A 5,205-nucleotide genomic window follows, 5' to 3' on the forward strand; every position below is an offset into this window, starting at 1 on the left:
CCCGAGATGGCTGATCATGGGCAGCAATCCTTCACGGGGCCGCCCGCGATGAATATTGCCATCGCGTCCGCGCATCGGTCCGAGCGTCGAACCGAGGTAGGTTCGGACGGCATCCAGGATCGGTTCTCCAAAAGCGAGACGTCCGGCCTGGTCGCGGATCAGGGGGGCGAACACGTCTCCCTTCCGGAGCGCCAGGCCCGTTGCCACGCTCAGCGCCTCCTGCCCGCGGCCCAGAAAAACGCCGCCATGAATTTTTCCGGCGCGGTAGAGGCTGGCAAACTTGTCGTCCAACGTCCGTGCCAGCAGCATCAGGCGGAAGGCTTTGTTATAAACGTCGCGAGGCGTGGAGGCAGCGGGGCCGGCTTCCGGGCTGGCAACGGTCTGAACCATGCGGATTATTTACGCGCCTTTGCGTTCCGAGTGCAAACGTTTCTTTGTCGGGCGCGCCAAACAGCCGCCAGAGTTTGGTTGTGAAGCGCCCCCATCTGCCGTATAAGTCTTGCGGAAAACGATGTGAATCAACGCACGAGTGAAAGCAGCCCCGCGACCTCCAAACGAAGCCGAACGACTCAAGGCGCTGCACGCTTACAACGTCCTCGACACGCCGCCCGAGGACGCGTTCGACGATCTGGCGCGGCTGGCCGGGCAAATCTGTGAGACCCCGATCGCGCTGGTGAGTCTGGTGGACGCGCAGCGCGAGTGGTTCAAGTCACGGATGGGACTCGAACTGCCGGAGGTGCCCCGGGAGGCATCGATTTCCGCGCACACCATCCTGCAGACCGACCTGTTCGTGGTGGAGGACGCCGCGTCAGACGCGCGGTTCACCGGCAGCCCGCTGGTGGCCGGCAGACCGCACGCGCGATTTTACGCCGCCACACCGCTGATCACGCCGGCCGGCGGCCTTGCCATCGGCACTCTATGCGTGATGGACCGAAGACCGCGCCAGCTGACGGCGGAGCAGGTTCAGGCACTGCGGATTCTGGGCCACCAGGTCATCACCCAGCTCGAACTGCGGCGCAATCTTATTGAACTGAAGCGCTCGGTCGTCGGCCATCTGCGCGCCGAGGAGGCCCTGCGCGAAGCGGAGGAAAAATACCGCAGCATTTTCGAGAACGTCATGGAAGGCATCTTCCAGACGACGCCGGACGGACATTATCTCGCCGCCAATCCGATGCTCGCCAGAATCTACGGTTATGACTCCTCGGAGCAACTCATGGCCGCGGTCAGCGACATCGAACATCAGATTTATGTCCAGCCGGGCCGGCGCGAGGAATTCGTTCGTTTGATCCAGCAAAATGGCATCGTGTCGAAATTCGAATCGCAGGTGTACCGGAGGGACCGGAGCGTCATCTGGATTTCCGAAAACGCGCGGGTCGTGCGCGGTCCGCACGGTAACGCGCTCTATTTCGAGGGAACGGTGGAGGACATCACCGAGCGCAAGCGGGCCGAACAGGCACTGCGCGATTCGGAGGTCTTGTATCACTCCCTGGTCGAGTCCCTGCCGCAAAATATTTTCCGGAAGGACAAGGAGGGGCGCTTCACGTTTGGCAACACGAAATTCTGCACTGAACTCGGCCGCCCGCTCGAAGCGATTCTTGGAAAAACGGATTTTGATTTTTTCCCGCAAGAACTCGCCGCGAAATACCAGCGCGACGATCACAGCGTGATGCAAACCGGGGCGCCCTTCGAGGCCGTGGAGGAGCACCGGACGCCGGACCGCGGAAAAATATACGTGCAGGTGGTCAAGACCCCGCTGTACGACGCCCTCGGCAACGTCATCGGCGTCCAGGGCATGTTCTGGGACGTGACCGAACGGAGGAAAATAGAGGACGCCCTGGCCTACGAGCGCGACCTGTTGCGCGCCTTGCTCGACAACATTCCCGATAACATCTATTTCAAGGACACCCGGTCGCGCTTTGTCAAAGTCGGCCACGCCCTGGCAAAAAAATTCGGCATCAAGGACTCCGAGGAGGCGATCGGCAAAACGGACTTTGATTTTTTTACGACGGAGCACGCTCAGGCCGCGTACGAGGACGAACAATACATACTCCGCACCGGGCAGCCCATCATCGGCAGAACAGAAAAGGAAACCTGGCAGGGCGGCAAGGTCACCTGGGGCCTGACGACCAAGATGCCGTTTCGCGACAAGGACGGAAAAATCATCGGGACCTTTGGCGTAACCAAGGACATCACGCAACTGAAGGAGACCGAAGGCGAACTCGCAAAGGCCCGGGACGTGGCGGTGGAATCCGCGCGCCTCAAATCGGAATTTCTGGCCAACATGAGCCACGAGATCCGCACACCGATGAACGGCATCATCGGCATGACGGGTCTGTTGATGGACACCGACCTCACTGATGAACAACGCGATTTTGCCGCGACAATCCGCGGCAGCGCGGACGCCCTGCTGACGATCATCAATGATATCCTGGACTTCTCGAAGATCGAAGCCGGCAAGCTCAGCATTGAGATCATCAACTTCGACCTGCGTGATGTGGTTGAAAGCACCGTAGAACTGCTTGCCGAACGCGCCGAAGCCAAGAGCATCGAACTGGCGTCCTGGGTGCTGAATGACGTGCCGCGTCATTTGCGGGGAGATCCGGGCCGCCTGCGACAGGTACTGACCAATCTTTTGGGGAATGCGATCAAATTCACCGAGCGCGGCGAGGTTGTCGTCCGCATCACGAAGGAAAACGAAACCACGACCCACGTCACCCTCCGCTGCGCGGTCACGGACACCGGGATCGGAGTTCCCTACGAGTCGCAGAAAAAACTGTTTCAGGCGTTCATCCAGGCCGACGGCTCCCTGACGCGGAGGTACGGCGGCACAGGGCTCGGCCTTGCGATCTCCAAACAACTGGTCGAGCTCATGGGCGGCCAGATTGGAATGGACAGCACGCCTGGAAAAGGTTCGACATTCTGGTTCGCCGTCACGTTGGAGAAGCAGCCGCCCGGCACGGAGTTCCTGTTCAAGCGGCCGCGCGGCAACCTTGAAAACCTGCGCGTCCTGATCGTCGACGACAACGCGACCAACCGCCTGATTTTACAGCACCAAACCACCTCGTGGAAGATGCACAGCAGCACATCCGCAAGCGCCCCGGAGGCCCTGGATGCGCTGCGCGCCGGAGCCACCGGCGGCCATCCTTTCGACCTTGTCATCCTCGACCTGCAGACGCCGGAGATGGACGGGCTGACCCTGGCGCAAACAATTCGCGCCGATCCCCTCATCCAGAAGGCGAGACTGGTATTGCTCACTTCATTGGGCCTGCGGCTCGATGCGGAAGCCTGGCGCGGCGCGGGAATCGACGCGTACCTGGTCAAACCGGTGAAAGAGTCGCGGCTGTTCGACTGTCTGGTCACAGTCATGGCGGAAGCCTTCACACCCGCTGAAGGCCAGCCACACGCGCTCTACGCTGGTGACGCCGCGGGGCGTCGTCGCGCGCTCAACCCCAAGCACGTCCGTATCCTGATGGCCGAGGACAATGTCGTGAACCAGAAGGTCGGCTTGCGACAACTGAAAAAACTGGGTTACTCGGCCGACGCGGTCGCCAATGGAGTCGAAGCGGTCGAAGCGCTCAAGCGCATCCCCTACGACATCGTGCTGATGGATTGCCACATGCCGGAACTTGACGGCTACGAAGCCACGCGTCTGATTCGCATGCTTGAATTGGAAAAAAGCGATCCACAACGTCCGCCAACCTATATCATCGCGCTGACGGCCAACGCGCTGGAAGGCGACCGTGAACGCTGCCTGTCCGCCGGGATGAACGATTACATCAGCAAGCCCGTAAAATTGCCCGAATTGCAGGCCGTGCTTCAGGAAGCGGCCGGTTTTGTCCGCCCGGTGCCCGTGGGAAACCGGGGAGAAAGCAGGAACGACAGCGGAGAGACCCTCATTGACCGCGCGGTGCTGGCAGGGTTGCGGGCCCTTCAAGAACCGGGTGAACCCGACGCGGCGATCGAGTTGATCGATCTGTTTTTGAGTGACACACCTCCCAAAATTCAGGCCATGCGGTCCGCGATCGCCCGCCCTGACCCTGTCGCTTTGAAGGAATCGGCCCACGGTCTTAAAGGCAGCGCCAGCAACCTCGGCGCGCGCCGTCTCGCTAAACTGTGCGGCGAACTTGAGAAACTGTCACAGGAGGGAAAACTGACGGAAGCTGCGAACCTGTTCGGCAGAATCACCGAAGAATATGCCAGCCTCTGTTTTATCCTTGAGCAGGAAAAGAAAAAGCCAATACAGTCTGTTTGAGAGACTATGCCGCCGTTGTTTCAGCACAAAGCATGAGCGCTCCGCTACCTCAGATTCTTCTGATTGATGACGACCCGGATTTGAACGATCTGCTCGTCAGCAGCCTGATGGCGGACAACATCCAGCTTTTGTGCGCCCGCGACGGACGCGACGGCCTGGCGCTGGCCCGCCGAAACAAGATCAACGTTGTCCTGCTTGATCTTGGCCTGCCAAAAAACGACGGATTTGCCGTACTGCAGCAGTTGAAGGAAGACGCCCACCTGCAGGCGATCCCGGTCATCATTTTGACCGCCTGGAACAGCACGGCTGATAAATTGCGCGGATTCGAACTCGGGGCGGTGGATTACATCACGAAGCCTTACGAGATCGCCGAACTGCGCGCGCGCGTCCGCACCACGCTCCGCAACAAACTCCTGCAGGACCAGTTGACACAGGCAAACCGTGACCTCGAAAACGCCCGCATCGCGGCGGAGGCCGCCACGCGGGCAAAGTCTGAATTCCTGGCCAACATGAGCCATGAGATCCGCACACCGATGAACGGGGTCATCGCCATGACGGGCCTTCTGCTGGAAAGCGAGTTGACCTCCGAACAAAGCGAACTGGTGGAAACCATTCGCAGCAGCGGCGACGCCCTTCTGACCATCATCAACGATATTCTCGATTTTTCCAAAATCGAGTCCGGCAAGCTCGAACTCGAAAAACAACCCTTTGATATCCGCACCTGCATCGAGGACTCTCTCGATCTGCTGGCGCCGCGTGCCGCCGAAAAACAGATCGACCTGGCTTATCAGATTGATGACGACGTGCCGGCGACGGTCATCGGCGACGTCACCCGCCTGCGCCAGATTCTCGTCAACCTGCTCGGCAACGCCATCAAGTTCACGCCGCGGGGCGATGTGACGATCGAGGTCAGACAGGGCAAAACGCAACCACCTGTCCCCAAACCGGGAGGG

Annotated in this window: 3 protein-coding genes; 2 read left to right on the forward strand and 1 reads right to left on the reverse strand. The window is 60.1% G+C overall.

The window, feature by feature from the left end; genetic code table 11:
• The coding region (locus VN887_20830) for a thiamine pyrophosphate-dependent dehydrogenase E1 component subunit alpha (GenBank protein ID HXT42465.1) at window positions 1-390 on the reverse strand (390 nt) is incomplete at its 3' end.
• Between the two features lie 139 nt (window positions 391-529).
• On the opposite strand from VN887_20830, the gene VN887_20835 reads away from it, so the two are divergent.
• Window positions 530-4,252 (forward strand): PAS domain S-box protein, encoded by a 3,723-nt coding sequence (locus VN887_20835; GenBank protein HXT42466.1) that lies wholly within the window; start codon window positions 530-532, stop codon window positions 4,250-4,252.
• Window positions 4,253-4,284: 32 nt separating this feature from the next.
• Window positions 4,285-5,205, forward strand: a 921-nt coding sequence (locus tag VN887_20840; protein ID HXT42467.1) for a response regulator, incomplete at its 3' end; no start/stop codon positions are given.

The organism is Candidatus Angelobacter sp. (genome assembly GCA_035607015.1).
Classification (GTDB): domain Bacteria; phylum Verrucomicrobiota; class Verrucomicrobiia; order Limisphaerales; family AV2; genus AV2.